Origin of the sequence: Collinsella aerofaciens (genome assembly GCF_040920445.1) — a bacterium.
Taxonomy (GTDB): Bacteria; Actinomycetota; Coriobacteriia; order Coriobacteriales; family Coriobacteriaceae; genus Collinsella; species Collinsella aerofaciens_BH.
Genome location: NZ_JBCOTQ010000023.1, coordinates 1 through 13,845 on the forward strand (window position 1 = coordinate 1; position 13,845 = coordinate 13,845).

Genomic DNA, 13,845 nt, shown 5'->3' on the forward strand with positions numbered 1-13,845 from the left:
TCAGCAGCTCGTACTCCCTCTGGCTCCACTGGTGCAGCTCGGACGCGCGTACGGCGTCGCGGCACAGGTCCAGGAACACCTCAGCTCCCTCACAGAAGCACTCGCGGGCAAAGTCGCCCGAGCCGCTTGCGACACACGCGCTGTCGGCAAAGAGCTTCCAACTAGACGGCTCACGCAAGTCGTCTCCGAACAACTTGATCTGCAGCACATGCGGATTGCCAGCAGCACAGAGCTCTTCCTCGAGCACCTGCACCGTAAAGCGCATCTGGAGGGACAGAGTATAAAATCCGGAAAAGTGTCGAAATAGGCACCTTAAAACTTCGGAAAAGTGTAGATGGATGACAAAACAGCACTTAGAAGCTGGTGCTGAATGCGAGATCCTGCGGCTGCCTTCAGCTCTCGCTATTCGTCGTCCCCGTCGTTGGGGTCGCCCTTGAGGGTGTTGATGTCCAGGTACTGGTTATCGTCCTCTTTTTGCTGGGTCTCCGACTCCGCTTGGGTGGGGCCACGGAACAGCTGGAATCCTTCAAACGCAATGACACCGAGCAGGGCAATGATAATGGCGATAAAGGCAACCTTGACTGCCTGCGGAAATTCCGAGAAACGCAGCGCCTTTTCCTCGGCGTAATAATCGGCGAAGCGCTCTTCGCCCGTGCTTTTGGTATACGCCGGCGCGGACGCGGCCTCCGGGTCATATTCCGGTGCGGGCGTGGCAGCGTACGGATCGTTGAGATAATCGCTCGATGCGGTGCCATAATCCTCGGTCTCGATGCGATCGCTGTCTGCATAGCCATCGGAATAATCGGAATATGCCGCACCGCCCTCATAGCCCGCGGCGCTCGTGTTGGCGGCAAAAAGCGGGTTAACTGGAACATCGAGCGCCGGCATGTCGGTAGAGGTCTCATCCAGATCGGCTGCAACCCAGGAATCGTGGGCAACCTGATGGGTAACGGGCTCATCGAGCCTTGTGACCGGAGGCTTGCGTGCCGCAGGAACAGGCAACTGCTGGGCGCTGTACATAACGGTGCTGTCGGCCGATTTGCCCTGCGTCGCTGCAGCGAGAAATGCCGCCGTCTCGGACGGGTCGCTTGCGGGGCGGGGAGCGGGCGTGGGCGCCGAAGTGGGTGCGGGCGACTGCGCAGGAGTCGGCGCAGATGCGGGCTTAGGCGCAAGTGCGGGATTGGGACTTGACGGGCGAGCCCCGCCGCCCATGAGTTCGTCGGCGGTCCACGGGCGATCATCCATCACGTCGTCAAGGCTCAGCGAAAACAGGTCGTCTTCACTCTCATCGAACATGTGGTGCACATGTCCACCAATTGCCGGAATCAATCCGCGACCGGTGCATGATGCCTTGCTCAACGCCATTCTGTCCCATCCTTTCGAAATACTAATGACATCGATTATATGGAACTTCCCAAGCGGCTCGGTCTTGGATTCGTGCTTTCCAGAACTCGCGCCCAAAAGGGGAGGGACAATCCAGGCGAGTGCCTACTTGTCGCCGGCCGCCGCCTTGGCCTCATTGAGGTAGCTATAGAAGCTGTACTTGGAGATGCCAAAGAACTCGCAGGCGCGCTCGCTCGACTTGGAAATGAGGAAGGCACCGCGACGGTCGAGGTAGCCAATGGCACGAATGCGCTCGTCTTTGGTCATGAGTGCCGCGGGCTTGCCCACAAACTGCTCGCACTCGTGCAGCAGGTCCTCGAGCAGGTCGCCGATGTTCTTGGTAATGGGCTCGGGCTCGGTATAGCCCGTGCCGCCGGTGCCGGTAAAGGCGTCGAGCGAACGCTCAAAAGCCTTCATAAGCGTAATGTCAAAGTTAATGCCCAAAATGCCGACGGGCTTGCCCTCGTCGTTGCGGATAAAGATCGTCGACGATTTGAGCAGCTTGCCGTCAGCGGTTTTAGTGAGGTACGGCTCGCGGTCGTGTACGTCGGTGGCGCCCTCGTGCATGGACTCAAACACGATATGGCTGGGGCCGTCACCCAGTTTGCGTCCGCTGACGTGGCCGTTTTCGATCACTACGATGGAGTGGTCCACGTCCTCGGTCTCCAGATCGTGGACGACGATTTCGCAGTTGGGGCCAAATTGGAGCGCCAGGCCGTGTGCAAGGCGCTTATAAAACTCAATCTGTGCGGGGGTCATAGGTGCCTTCCTAAAAATTAGTTTGGGCTCACTGTGCCATAAACCACACATGACCGCAAACAAATCCATCAACAAGGCAATTCATGACCGTTCGGCGGCGAAAAAGTACCGATTGCGGCAACAAACAATTCGTTAGGTATACCAATCAAAAAGTGTGATAGAACATTACTAACAAACTTTTTGTTTGGCATCCACATAAAAGTTCAGTCGTATGAATGGGAATGGGCTGAAACGCGTATGCGGGGGCCGGCAAGAGAGGACTTAAGGAGTTCACCGTATGGCCGATAAGATCCAGTGGGCGAGCAACACGATGCCCAAGAGCGATGACAAGCACTTGGGAATCATGAGCCTCGACCACGTGAAGAAGGCCCGCGCCTTCCACCAGTCGTTCCCCCAGTACACCGTCACTCCGCTTGCTCGCCTGGACGGTCAGGCCGCGCGCCTGGGCCTGTCCAACCTGTGCGTTAAGGACGAGAGCTATCGCTTTGGCCTCAACGCCTTTAAGGTTCTGGGCGGATCGTTTGCCATGGCCAACTACATTGCCGACGAGACCGGCAAGGACGTTGCCGAGTGCACCTTCGATTACCTGACCTCCGATCAGCTTGCCAAGGACTTTGGCCAGGCCACCTTCTTTACCGCCACCGACGGCAACCATGGCCGCGGCGTGGCATGGGCTGCCAACAAGCTGGGCCAGAAGGCCGTCGTGCACATGCCCAAGGGTTCCACCAAGCCCCGTTTTGATAACATCGCCGCCGAGGGCGCCACGGTGACCATCGAAGAGGTCAACTACGACGAGTGCGTGCGCATGGCCGCCGCCGAGGCCGACGCCTGCGAGCGCGGCGTCATCGTTCAGGACACCGCCTGGGAGGGCTACGAGAAGATCCCGTCCTGGATCATGGAGGGTTACGGCACCATGGCTTCCGAGGCTGCCGAGCAGCTGCGCGAGATGGCCATCAACCGCCCGACGCACGTGTTTGTCCAGGCTGGCGTGGGTTCGCTCGCCGGCGCCGTGGTGGGCTATTTCACCAACCTGTATCCCGATAACCCGCCCACCTTCGTCGTGGTTGAGTGCGCACCTGCCGCCTGCCTGTACAAGGGCGCTGCCGCCGGCGACGGCGATCCGCGCATCGTGGACGGTGACATGCCCTCCATCATGGCCGGTCTGTGCTGCGGCGAGCCCAACATTCTGGGCTGGGATATCCTGCGCAACCACGCCACCGCCTTCGTGTCCTGTCCCGACTGGGTCACCGCTCGCGGCATGCGCACCCTGGGCGCTCCCGAGAAGGGCGACCCGCGCGTCATCTCCGGCGAGTCCGGCGCTGTGACCACCGGCCTGGTCGAGACCCTCATGCTCGATCCCGAGTATGCTGAGCTCAAGGAACTCATCGGCCTGGACAAGACGAGCTCCGTGCTCTGCTTCTCCACCGAGGGCGACACCGATCCCGACCAGTATCGTCGAATTGTTTGGGAAGGCGAATATCCCACTTGCTAATCGTTGGGGCGGAGTAAATAGGTATCGCTCCGCCACCTCACAGGTAGATTCCTTCGTTTGAAAGGTTATGAACAATGGCTAAAGAACTCGATTTCGACGCTATCAAGGCTGCTGCTGAGTCCCACCGTGCTGATATGACGCGTTTTCTTCGCGCAATGATTAGCCATCCCTCTGAGTCCTGCGAGGAGGGTGAGGTTGTTGCCTGCATTAAGGCTGAGATGGAGAGTCTTGGCTATGACGAGGTCAAGGTCGACGGCCTGGGCAACGTTATGGGCTTTATGGGCGAGGGCGACAAGATCATCGCCATCGACTCCCACATCGACACCGTCGGCATCGGCAACATCGAGAACTGGGACGCCGATCCTTATGAGGGCTACGAGACCGACGAGATCATCTACGGCCGCGGCGGCTCCGACCAGGAGGGCGGCATGGCTTCTGCTACCTACGCTGCCAAGATGATGAAGGACATGGGCCTCATCCCCGAAGGCTACAAGATCATGGTCGTCGGCACCGTCCAGGAAGAGGACTGCGACGGCATGTGCTGGCAGTACATCTACAACAAGGACGGCATTAAGCCCGAGTTCGTCATTTCCACCGAGCCCACCGACGGCGGCATCTATCGCGGTCACCGCGGCCGCATGGAGATCCGCGTCGACGTTCACGGCACCTCCTGCCACGGCTCCGCTCCCGACCGCGGCGACAACGCCATCTACAAGATGGCCGACATCATTGCCGACGTCCGCGCCCTCAACAACAACGGCTGCGACGAGTCGACCGACATCAAGGGTCTCGTCAAGATGCTCGACCCCAAGTACAATCCCGAGCACTTCGAGGATGCCCGCTTCCTGGGCCGCGGCACCTGCACCGTCAGCCAGATCTTCTACACCAGCCCCAGCCGTTGCGCCGTGGCTGATTCCTGCGCCATCTCCATCGACCGTCGCATGACCGCCGGCGAGACCTGGGAGTCCTGCCTGGACGAGATCCGCAACCTGCCGGCCGCCAAGAAGTACGGCGACGACGTGAAGGTCTCCATGTACATGTACGACCGTCCGTCCTGGACCGGCGAGGTCTACGAGACCGAGGCTTACTTCCCCACGTGGATCAACAAGGAGACCGCTCCGCACGTCAAGGCCCTCGTCGACGCCCACAAGGCCATGTTTGGTGACGAGCGCATCGGCTGCGAGCCCAGCATGGACAAGCGCACCGGTCGCCCGCTGTGCGACAAGTGGACCTTCTCCACGAACTGCGTCTCCATCCAGGGCCGCTACGGCATCCCCTGCGTGGGCTTTGGCCCGGGTGCCGAGTCTCAGGCTCACGCTCCCAACGAGGTCACCTACAAGGACGACCTGGTCACCGCTGCCGCCATGTACGTGGCTGCCCTGAACCTCTACGATCCGAGCCAGGCCGATGGCGACGCCACCGTGTTCCGTGCCGGTCTGACCAACAACAAGATCGATTAGTCCCATTCCTCGATTTTGTTGAGCCGGGGGCTGCTCGTGTCCCCGGCACCCCCTGTTGACTTGGGGCCCGCGGTCGTTATCTCCCATGCTTCCTCAACGGTGGCGGGTCCTCGTCATGGTGCTCTGCATGTTCTAGCCACACGCGCATGCCGGAGCACATCTACTCATTGCGATCGTTTCATCTTTAGAAAGGACATTTCCATGGACGCTAAGTTTACCGAGCTCGTCGAGCAGCTGAACGGCCTCGACTTTAAGGGTATGTACGGTAGCGACTTCCTGCACACTTGGGACAAGACCACCGACGAGCTCAAGGCGCTCTACATCGTCGCCGACGCCCTGCGCGAGCTGCGTGAGAACAACGTTTCGTCCAAGATCTTCGACTCGGGCCTGGCCGTCTCCCTGTTCCGCGACAACTCCACCCGTACGCGCTTCTCCTTCTCTAAGGCCGCCAACCTGCTCGGCCTTGAGCTGCAGGACCTGGACGAGAAGAAGTCCCAGATCGCCCACGGCGAGACCGTCCGCGAGACCGCTACCATGATCTCCTTCATGGCCGACGTCATCGGCATCCGCGATGACATGTACATCGGCAAGGGCGATGCCTACATGGCCGAGGTCTCCGAGTCTGTCCAGCAGGCCTACGAGGACGGCGTTCTGGATCACCGTCCCACACTCATCTCCCTGCAGTCCGATTCCGACCACCCCACGCAGTCCTCTGCCGACATGCTCTACCTCATCAACGAGTTTGGCGGCCTCGAGAACCTCAAGGGCAAGAAGGTTGCCGTCACCTGGGCCTACTCGCCCTCTTACGGCAAGCCGCTGTCCTGCCCGCAGTCGCTGATCAGCCTGCTGCCCCGCTTTGGCATGGACGTCACCCTGGCCCACCCCGAGGGCTACGACCTCATGCCCGAGGTCGTCGAGCGCGCCAAGGGCTATGCCGCCGAGTCCGGCACCACCTTTAAACAGGTCAACACCATGGCCGAGGCTTTCGAGGGCGCCGACATCGTGATCCCCAAGAGCTGGGCTCCGTTTGCCGCCATGGAGAAGCGTACCAACCTGTACGCCGAGGGCGACGACGCCGGCATCGCTGCGCTCGAGAAGGAGCTGCTCGCCCAGAACGCCACCCATCAGGATTGGTGCTCCACGACCGAGCTCATGGAGAAGACCGCCAACGGCCAGGACACCATCTTTATGCACCCGCTGCCCGCCGACATCTCCGGTGTCTCCTGCGAGCACGGCGAGGTCAACGCCGACGTCTTCGACATGCACCGCGTGGGCATGTACAAGGAGGCCAGCTACAAGCCGTACGCCATCGCAGCCATGATGTTCCTGCAGAAGGTTGCCGATCCCGCCGCTACCCTCAAGGCCCTCGACGAGCGCAACACCGCCCGTTGGCTCCAGGCCTAAAGCCGGGTTGAGGTAAGCCATGTAAAGGGGGCGCTCTGCCAACTGGCGGGGTGCCCCTTTTTTGCATCGCGGGCGTGTGGGATAAGCGCTTTCGATGTGGATGCCCGCGGCGCGAGTTGTGGGTACGATGGTTTCAGGGGAGGTATCACCATGAAACTTGGATGCGTCATTATGGCTTCGGGCGAGGGCAAGCGGTTTGGCTCCAACAAGATGCTTGCCGATATCTATGGCGAGCCGCTGATTGCTCGGACCATCGATTCGGTTCCCCGGGGCTTTGACGTCGTGGTTTCGACGCGTTGGCCCGAGGTCGCTCAGATTTGCGAGGACAAGCATTGCCCGTGCGTGCTGAACGATGGCGAGCTGCGCAGCGAAAGTGTCCGTGCGGGCCTTTCGTGGGGAGTCGAACGCGACTGGAAAGGATGCCTCTTTTTGCCGGGCGACCAGCCGCTCGTGAGTTCGGATTCTTTTGAGGCTATGGTTCGTGCATTTGACGAGCGTGGCCGCAAACATCCGGTGCGTCTTGCGTGCAACGGTGAGCCTTCGAGCCCGGTGCTCTTTCCGGCGGAACTGTTCGATGCACTTATGTGTCTTGAGGGCAAGGACGGCGGGGGCTCGATTCTCAAAGGTCGCGTCGACGTTGCGCTGGTCGAGGCGCGTGCCTACGAGCTGTGGGACGTCGATACCGTCAAGGGACAGCGACGCATAACGGAGCATATTGCCGCCTGCTCGTATTTTGATCGCGTGGCCAACTGCATCAATCAATAAGGAGCAATTATGATCATCATCAAAAACGGCGCGCTCGTGACGCCACAGGGGCTTCGCCGCGCCGATCTTGCCATGGAGGGCGATAGGATCGTGCGGATCGCCGCGGCGATTGAGCCGGGCGAGGGCGATACCGTCGAGGACGCCGCGGGCTGCTGGGTATTCCCTGGCTTTATCGACGGCCACACGCACATGCAGTGCTGGACCGGCATGGATTGGACGGCCGATAGCTTTGAGACCGGCACGCGCGCGGCTGCCTGCGGCGGCACGACGACCATTGTGGACTACGCGACGGCCGATCGCGGCGTGACCATGCCCGATGCCTTGGTCGAGTGGTATCATCGCGCCGACGGCACCTGCACCGCCAACTACGCCTTTCATATGGCACTCGCCGAGTGGAATGAGCGCAACCGCGCCGATCTTTCGGCTATGCGCGAGGCGGGCGTATCGTCGTTTAAGACCTACTTTGCCTACGATCATTTGCGCCTGGACGATGCCGAGACGCTCGAGGTGCTCGAGGAGCTCAAGCGTATTGGCGGCATACTGTGCGTGCATTGTGAGAACGGTACGCTGGTGAATGAGCTGCAGAAGCGCGTGTACGAGCAGGGGATTCATGGGCCCGAGGGGCATGCGCTCAGCCGTCCGGACGTGTGCGAGGGCGAGGCCGTGAGCCGCCTGCTGTATCTGGCGCACCTGGCCGGGGACGCTCCGGTCAACGTGGTGCACCTTTCGACCAAGCTGGGGCTCGAGGCCATTCGCGCTGCCAAAGCGCGCGGGCAGAAGAACATCTATGTCGAGACCTGCCCTCAGTATCTGATGCTCGACGATACTTGCTACTTGGAGCAGGGCGAGGACGGCTTTGCGGGCGCCAAGTACGTGATGAGCCCGCCGCTGCGCCATGCCGGTGACCGTGCCGCGCTACGCGAGGCGCTTGTGGCCGGCGAGATCGATACGATTGCGACCGATCATTGCAGCTTTAACCTGCACGGGCAAAAGGACCGCGGGCGCGACGATTTCCGCGCGATTCCCAACGGCGGGCCCGGCGTGGAACATCGTCCCGTCGCGATTGCCACGAGCTTTGAGGGCCAGCTGGGCCCCGAGGATCTGTGCCGCTTGATGAGCGAGAACCCGGCGCGCGTTTTTGGCATGTATCCGCGCAAGGGCTGTCTTGCCGAGGGTGCCGATGCCGATGTGTGCGTGTGGGATCCCAAGGCGCGCTGGACGATCAGTGCCGCGACGCAGCATCAGGCTGTGGACTACACGCCGCTCGAGGGTTTTGAGGCACATGGCCGCGCCAAGGCTGTGTTTGTGAACGGCGTGCTGGTGGCGCGCGATGGCGAGCCCACCGGAGCCCAACCCGGCCGCTACGTCCCCCGCTAACAGGAAGATCACCGGATTCCCCTCCGCAGTTGCGGTGAAATACGGACTGTTTGCGGCCGTTTGGCGGCCAAACAGTCCGTATTTCACCGCAACTGACGAGATGGGGCCGGCTACTTGAGGCTGGTGGCGACGATGGGGCGGCCGAGGGCTGCCTCGAGGCGGTCGGCCATCGTGGGGTCGCTGAGCGTGTCGACTTGGTTGAGCATGATGCGGGCATTGTTGAGGTTCAGCATCCGCAGCTCGGCATTGAGCACCATGGCGACGCTCTCTGGGGTGGCAGTGTCGGTGGGCTCGCAGCCGCAACGCTCGCAAAAGAGCTCGGGGCGGTGGACAACCTCGGCGACGGGTTTGCCCAGTCCCGAGGCGCCGACGACCCAGACAACGTTTGCCGTGGCGGCGGGAATTACCGGCTCCCAGGCGGCATGCGCCTTGAGCGGGAGTCGCTTGCTACCGTCTGCCTCGGCCAACACATAGTCAAAGCGCTGTGCCAGCTCGCCGAGTGGCTCGGCGGGGGCGGAGAGCTTGCCTGTCTCCGGGTCCAAGATGCCTGCCTGGCAGATGCCTCCGCGTGCAAGCCCCGCGCAGGCCTCGCAGGTGCAGCCTGGGGCGTGTGGGGCACCTGGCTTCCAAGGCGCGGCGTCCAGGCGACGATTCGACCCGTCCCATGGCACGCCGGCAACGGGAAGCATATGCGTGGTGGTGCAGAGGAGCACGCGGCCGCCAGCGCGCATGAGCTCAAGACCCAGCGTTTTGAGCAACGTCGACTTGCCGCCGCTGCCGATAATCGCGGTAATGCCCGGCTCGATCCTGAGCGCCGAGGCAAGATTGCCGCTAACCGTTTCCATCTGTTCACCGCCGTATAATACTGTGATAATAAATAATCATCAGAGTAGCGGTCGAACCGCTTTTGCTCTGCTCAAACCGTAGCACAGGGAGGTGCCCCGGGAATGCTCGTTTATGTTCGCGGCGCCGGCGATATCGCCACGGGTGTCGCCGCTCGCTTGGTGCGCGCCGGCGTGTCGGTCGTTATGGCCGATATCGCGGTTCCCACGTGCATCCGCCGCACAATCAGTTTTTGCGAGGCTATTCGCCTGGGCGAGGTCCAGGTCGAGGGCATTCGCGCTCGCTTGGCGCAGACGCCGGCAGAGGCGCTCGAGATTACCCAAGCGGGGGATGTTGCCGTCGTGGTGGACCCTCAGGCCAAGATGCTCGATGAGCTTAAACCCGCGGCTGTGGTCGACGCGATTCTGGCCAAGCGCAACCTGGGTACCACGCGCGACATGGCGCCTGCCGTTATTGCCGTGGGACCGGGCTTCACCGCGCCGGTTGACTGCGACGCCGTGGTCGAAACCATGCGCGGGCATTTCCTGGGCCGTGTCATTACCCAAGGTTCGCCCCAGCCCAATACGGGCGTGCCGGGCATTATCGCCGGCTATGGCAAGGAGCGCGTTATCCACAGCCCCGCCGCCGGCGTGTTTCGGTCCGACCGCGCAATCGGCGACATCGTGCGCGCCGGAGACGTGATTGGCTACGCGGGCGATACTCCCATGGTCACGCAGATTGACGGCTGCTTGCGCGGTCTTTTGGCCGACGGCGTTCAGGTGACCGAGGGCTTTAAATGTGCCGACGTCGATCCGCGCGGCGATGCCAGCTATATCAACTACATTTCGGACAAGGCGACGTCGGTCGGCGGCGGCGTGCTCGAGGCGCTCGCTATGCTCACCGATATCTTTAGAGGATAGAAGGCGGCAATGGAAAAGCTCGATGTTGTGAATGCGGCGCTTGTCGCCCTGCGTGCTGGCGAGACGTGCGAGCTCGTGGTCGTGGCCGGCACGGCGGGGTCGTCGCCGCGCGGCGTGGGTGCCTGGATGGCCGTCTTTGCCGACGGTAGCCAGGCGGGCACCATCGGCGGCGGCAAGATCGAGCTCTTTGCGCTGGATGAGGCGCGCGAGCTGCTGGCCGGGGGTAAATCGCGTCTGGTCCGCTACACCATGGGCGGCGAGAACTCCGATACCGGCATGATCTGCGGCGGGGCCATCTGCCTGTGCTACCTGCATCTGGATGCGACCCAGGCACCGTTGTTCCAGTCGGTTGCCGACGTCTTGGCCTATCGGCGCATCGGCGACTTCGTCATCGACTTTGAGCCGTTTATCGCAAACGCGCTCGAAGGCGATGTTGCCGAGTATCATGGCGAGGAATCGCGCCGCACCATTGCGGGCTGCCCCGGGCTTTCGCTGGTGGAGGAGGGGAGTAAGGCCACCTACACCAACGCCGCCTCCGAGATTCCTCCCGCGCACATCGAGACGCTCTGCCCCGAGGGCCTGACCTATATCTTTGGCTGCGGCCACGTGGGTGCTGCGACGGCGCGGGTGCTCACGGCGGCGGGCTTTGCCGTCGTGGCGTGCGACGACCGCCCCGGCACGCTGACGCCCGAATGGGTACCCGGTGTCTACGACCGTCGTCTGGTCGACTACAAGAACCTGGGCGAGCAGTGCCCCATCGGTCCGCGCGACTTGGTGGTCGTGGCCACAGCAGGCCACAAGTCCGATATCGACGTGGTGATTCAGGCCATGCGCGCCAAGCCCGCCTATCTGGGTTGCCTTGGCTCGCGCCGCAAGACGGCCTTTGTGCGGGCTCGCTTGGAGCAGGAGGGCTTTACGCAGGACCAGATCGACGGGCTGCACCTGCCGATCGGCGTTGCCATCGAGGCAGAGGATCCCGAGGAGATCGCTATCTCCATCGCCGCCGAGATGATCCACCTGCGCCGCACCAAACTCGTCCCTCGCAAGCGCTAATCGCATCCCCACCAATTAAGTTGCGGTGAAATACGGATTGTTTAAGCCTGTTAGGCCGCCCAACAGTCCCTATTTCACCGCAACTGCTTTTTGGGACCCATTTGTGCGGGGGAGTTGTGGAGTTGTGCAGGCAGACGAGGTTTTTCTGGAAATACGCCCCCGATGCGCGTATAGTACCGATTGTTTTGTCGGCTCCTGCTGCGTCGAGTCCAAACCGCGAAATGCCATGAGCGGCGCGGATGCAGCCAGGAGGCACGAGGACAACCCATCGTGGCCACGCCCCGTGCTTAAAACCCCAAGAAGGAGTGAACAATGGCAGAAGAGAAGTATGTGCCGCGTCTGAAGACCAAGTACAACAACGAGGTCAAGCAGCAGCTTCAGGACAAGTTCCAGTACGAGAACGTCATGATGATCCCCAAGTTTGAGAAGATCGTCGTGAACATGGGTGTCGGCGAGGCCGCTACCGATTCCAAGGCCATCGACGGTGCCGTGCGCGACCTGCGCGCCATCACCGGCCAGCAGCCGATGATCACCCGTGCCCGCAAGTCCATCGCTACCTTCCGCCTGCGCGCTGGTATGCCGATCGGCTGCAAGGTTACCCTGCGTGGCGACCGTATGTGGGAGTTCTTCGATCGTCTGACCTCCGTCGCGATCCCCCGTATCCGCGACTTCCGCGGCATCTCCGCCAAGAGCTTCGACGGCCGTGGTAACTTCTCCATGGGCGTCACCGAGCAGCTCATCTTCCCCGAGATCGACTTCGACTCCGTCGATCACCAGCGTGGTATGGACATCACTTTCGTGACCACCGCCAACACCGATGAGGAGGCCAAGGCCCTTCTGGACGCCTTCGGTTTCCCGTTCAAGAAATAGGTTCACCTGCCCTATAAGCGCCGTTCCCACAAGGGGGCGGCGCTTGGGGCGAACAATACTCTATGTGAGGAGGATATAAGTGGCTAAGACATCGATGATCGTCAAGTGCAATCGCAAGCAGAAGTTCTCTACTCGTGAGTACACGCGCTGCCAGCGCTGCGGCCGTCCGCACTCTGTGTACCGCAAGTTCGGCCTGTGCCGTGTCTGCTTCCGCGAGCTTGCACTCAAGGGCGAGCTTCCCGGCGTTAAGAAGGCCAGCTGGTAAGTCACTACCAGCGTTTCAAGCATCAGTTTGGAACAGGGAAAACGCGCTAAAAAGGCTTTGCCGTTAAGGGCGGCGAAGAACCAAGAGCACGTGTTCATCAAGAACGAAGGAGAATCTGTATGAACCTTACAGACCCGATCGCAGATATGCTTACGCGCATCCGTAACGCTAACTCTGTGAACAAGGCCACGGTCTCCATGCCGAGCAGCAAGAAGCTCGTCGAGATCGCTCGTGTTCTGCACGAGGAGGGCTACATCGAGGGCTACGATGTCGAGGACACCGTTCCCCAGAAGACTCTGCACATCACGCTTAAGTATGGTCCCAAGAAGGCTAAGGTCATCAACGGCATCCGCCGCATTTCCAAGCCGGGCCTGCGTAAGTACACCGGCGTTGCCGACATGCCCCGCGTCCGCGGTGGCCTTGGTACCGCCATTATTTCCACCAGCCATGGCGTCATGACCGACCGCGATGCTCGCAAGCACAACGTCGGCGGCGAGATCATCGCTTACGTCTGGTAATTCGCTCGGTAGGTAGAAGGAAAGGAGATCACCGTGTCTCGTATCGGTAATAAGCCTGTCCAGATTCCCGCCGGAGTCGAAGTGGCAGTCAACGGCAACAACGTTGTCGTCAAGGGCCCCAAGGGTCAGCTCGAGCTCGATGTCTTTGAGAAGCTCGCTATCAACGTCGAGGACAACGTCCTCACCGTTTCCCGTCCCGACGACGAGCGTGAGACCCGTGCCCGCCACGGCCTCACCCGCGCCCTCATCCACAACATGGTTGTTGGCGTTTCCGAGGGCTTCGAGAAGAAGCTCGAGCTCGCCGGCGTCGGTTACCGCGTGCAGCAGAAGGGCAAGAACCTCGAGTTCTCCCTGGGCTTCTCGCACCCCGTGATCGTCGAGGCTCCCGAGGGCATCACCTTCGAGGTTCCCGACAACACCCACGTGAACGTCAAGGGTATCAACAAGCAGCAGGTCGGTCAGATCGCCGCTGAGATCCGCGGCCATCGTCCTCCCGAGCCTTACAAGGGCAAGGGTATCCACTACGTTGGCGAGCATATCCGCCGCAAGCTGGGTAAGGCCGCCAAGTAGTCGTAACCGACTCACTCGCATAAGACCAGCACCCCGTCAGGTGCTGGCAAGATCAACCTTTTTAGGAGTTTACGTATGAACAAGCATAAGGCGAAGCTGGAAGGCCTCAAGCGTCGTCAGCGTCGTGTTCGCGGCAAGGTCTCGGGTACCTCCGAGCGTCCGCGTCTTCGCGTGACCCGTACTAACG

The 13,845-nt window shown here is 61.3% G+C and carries 15 protein-coding genes and 1 pseudogene; 12 read left to right on the forward strand and 4 right to left on the reverse strand.

Annotation, left to right across the window (positions count from 1 at the left end; all coding sequences use genetic code 11):
• The 3 genes from AB5405_RS05100 to AB5405_RS05110 form a co-directional block, all read right to left on the reverse strand.
• On the reverse strand, positions 1-265 hold a 265-nt coding region (locus AB5405_RS05100), incomplete at its 3' end, for a hypothetical protein (protein ID WP_368137782.1).
• Between the two features lie 137 nt (positions 266-402).
• On the reverse strand, positions 403-1,365 hold the full coding sequence (locus AB5405_RS05105; protein WP_368137783.1) for a hypothetical protein: 963 nt from the start codon (positions 1,363-1,365) through the stop codon (positions 403-405).
• A gap of 123 nt (positions 1,366-1,488) precedes the next feature.
• Positions 1,489-2,142, reverse strand: coding sequence for a helix-turn-helix transcriptional regulator (locus AB5405_RS05110; protein WP_195919205.1), 654 nt, complete (start codon positions 2,140-2,142; stop codon positions 1,489-1,491).
• Between the two features lie 277 nt (positions 2,143-2,419).
• Here AB5405_RS05110 and dpaL point away from each other — a divergent pair, with 277 nt between their 5' ends.
• The 5 genes from dpaL to hydA all read left to right on the forward strand — a co-directional run bounded on the left by dpaL (position 2,420) and on the right by hydA (position 8,640).
• Positions 2,420-3,634 carry a diaminopropionate ammonia-lyase gene (gene dpaL, locus AB5405_RS05115; RefSeq protein ID WP_161145232.1) on the forward strand — a complete coding sequence of 405 codons (1,215 nt, stop codon included), beginning with the start codon at positions 2,420-2,422 and terminating at the stop codon, positions 3,632-3,634.
• 74 nt (positions 3,635-3,708) lie between these two features.
• The gene (locus tag AB5405_RS05120; protein WP_055252228.1) at positions 3,709-5,094 is read left to right on the forward strand and encodes a YgeY family selenium metabolism-linked hydrolase; all 1,386 of its coding nucleotides are present in this window, start codon (positions 3,709-3,711) and stop codon (positions 5,092-5,094) included.
• Between the two features lie 201 nt (positions 5,095-5,295).
• Positions 5,296-6,498, forward strand: coding sequence for a knotted carbamoyltransferase YgeW (gene ygeW / locus AB5405_RS05125; protein WP_055287465.1), 1,203 nt, complete (start codon positions 5,296-5,298; stop codon positions 6,496-6,498).
• A gap of 150 nt (positions 6,499-6,648) precedes the next feature.
• Complete coding sequence (locus AB5405_RS05130) at positions 6,649-7,263, forward strand: nucleotidyltransferase family protein (protein WP_152067670.1); 615 nt, start codon at positions 6,649-6,651, stop codon at positions 7,261-7,263.
• Between the two features lie 9 nt (positions 7,264-7,272).
• A complete protein-coding gene (gene hydA, locus AB5405_RS05135) occupies positions 7,273-8,640 on the forward strand; it encodes a dihydropyrimidinase (protein WP_152067671.1) in 1,368 nt (455 codons plus the stop codon).
• Positions 8,641-8,750: 110 nt separating this feature from the next.
• Here hydA and yqeC read toward each other — a convergent pair whose 3' ends face one another.
• Positions 8,751-9,485 (reverse strand): selenium cofactor biosynthesis protein YqeC, encoded by a 735-nt coding sequence (yqeC, locus tag AB5405_RS05140; protein WP_152067672.1) that lies wholly within the window; start codon positions 9,483-9,485, stop codon positions 8,751-8,753.
• Between the two features lie 102 nt (positions 9,486-9,587).
• Between yqeC and yqeB the strand changes: the two genes are divergently transcribed.
• The 7 genes and pseudogenes from yqeB to AB5405_RS05175 all read left to right on the forward strand — a co-directional run.
• Positions 9,588-10,382, forward strand: coding sequence for a selenium-dependent molybdenum cofactor biosynthesis protein YqeB (gene yqeB / locus AB5405_RS05145; RefSeq protein WP_152067673.1), 795 nt, complete (start codon positions 9,588-9,590; stop codon positions 10,380-10,382).
• Positions 10,383-10,391: 9 nt separating this feature from the next.
• Positions 10,392-11,435 carry an XdhC family protein gene (locus tag AB5405_RS05150; RefSeq protein WP_368137784.1) on the forward strand — a complete coding sequence of 348 codons (1,044 nt, stop codon included), beginning with the start codon at positions 10,392-10,394 and terminating at the stop codon, positions 11,433-11,435.
• 312 nt (positions 11,436-11,747) lie between these two features.
• Complete coding sequence (rplE, locus tag AB5405_RS05155) at positions 11,748-12,305, forward strand: 50S ribosomal protein L5 (RefSeq protein ID WP_006235260.1); 558 nt, start codon at positions 11,748-11,750, stop codon at positions 12,303-12,305.
• 79 nt (positions 12,306-12,384) lie between these two features.
• The gene (locus AB5405_RS05160; protein WP_022094280.1) at positions 12,385-12,570 is read left to right on the forward strand and encodes a type Z 30S ribosomal protein S14; all 186 of its coding nucleotides are present in this window, start codon (positions 12,385-12,387) and stop codon (positions 12,568-12,570) included.
• A 119-nt stretch (positions 12,571-12,689) separates the two neighbouring features.
• Positions 12,690-13,088: a 30S ribosomal protein S8 gene (rpsH, locus tag AB5405_RS05165; RefSeq protein ID WP_006235262.1), complete on the forward strand. Its 399-nt coding sequence runs from the start codon at positions 12,690-12,692 to the stop codon at positions 13,086-13,088.
• Between the two features lie 33 nt (positions 13,089-13,121).
• Positions 13,122-13,658 (forward strand): 50S ribosomal protein L6, encoded by a 537-nt coding sequence (gene rplF / locus AB5405_RS05170; protein WP_006235263.1) that lies wholly within the window; start codon positions 13,122-13,124, stop codon positions 13,656-13,658.
• A gap of 75 nt (positions 13,659-13,733) precedes the next feature.
• Positions 13,734-13,845 (forward strand): annotated as a pseudogene (locus tag AB5405_RS05175) (50S ribosomal protein L18); the annotation flags it as partial.